Genomic DNA, 748 nt, shown 5'->3' with positions numbered 1-748 from the left:
TATCCGAAAAACCTCAACGCCGCCTTCGCGGTGGCGCTCGCTGCAGGTATCGACAAGGTCACCGTAAGCGTGGTTGCCGATCCGAAGGCTGCCGGCAACACACATGAAATCGAGGTCGAGAGCACCGCCGGCACGGCTTCCTTCCGCCTCGTCAACACGCCCTCAGCCAGCAATCCGAAGACCTCGATGCTCACGGCGCACAGTCTCGTCGCGGCGCTCGGCGAGCTGCTCGACAGGGAGGGCCTCAGCTGATGCCCTTCTTCACCGCCGCCGATGGCTGCCGCATCCACTACCAGACATCGGGAATCGCCGGCCCGCGCCTCATCCTCATCCCCGGACTTGGCGGTGACGGAAGGTTCTGGGCCGGCGTGGTACGCCTTCTCGAGGCCGACCATCGCGTCATCGTCACCGACCATCGCGGCGCCGGTCGCAGCGATCGCCCCGAACGCCCCTATTCCATTCCCCTGATCGCCAGCGACATTGCCGGCCTGCTGGCGCAGACGGGCGGTCCCGCCCATATTGTCGGGCATTCCACTGGTGGCGCCATCGCGCAGGTGCTGGCGCTCGATCATTCGGAACTTGGCCTGAGCTTCACGATCAGCAGTTCCTGGGCGCGAGCCGACAGCCGTTTCCGCACGCTCTTCAGCGCTCGCGCCGAACTGCTGGAGGCCGGCCTGGCCGAGACCTATCAGCGCCTCGGCCATGTGCTCTGCCACGAACCGTCCTACCTCGAAACGCATGCCGGGGA

2 protein-coding genes are annotated in these 748 nt (G+C 66.0%); both read left to right on the top strand.

The features are described from left to right. On the top strand, window positions 1-252 hold a 252-nt coding region (locus EN925_RS38220; protein WP_128337486.1), incomplete at its 5' end, for an aspartate dehydrogenase domain-containing protein. Next, window positions 252-748: alpha/beta fold hydrolase (locus EN925_RS38215; RefSeq protein WP_128337485.1), on the top strand; the 497-nt coding region annotated here is incomplete at its 3' end. The genes EN925_RS38220 and EN925_RS38215, both read left to right, overlap by 1 nt.

It is taken from the genome of Mesorhizobium sp. M7A.F.Ca.US.006.04.2.1, assembly GCF_004022915.1.
In the GTDB taxonomy this organism is placed as follows: Bacteria; Pseudomonadota; Alphaproteobacteria; order Rhizobiales; family Rhizobiaceae; genus Mesorhizobium; species Mesorhizobium ciceri.
This window is presented reverse-complemented; position numbering and strand designations above follow the sequence as displayed.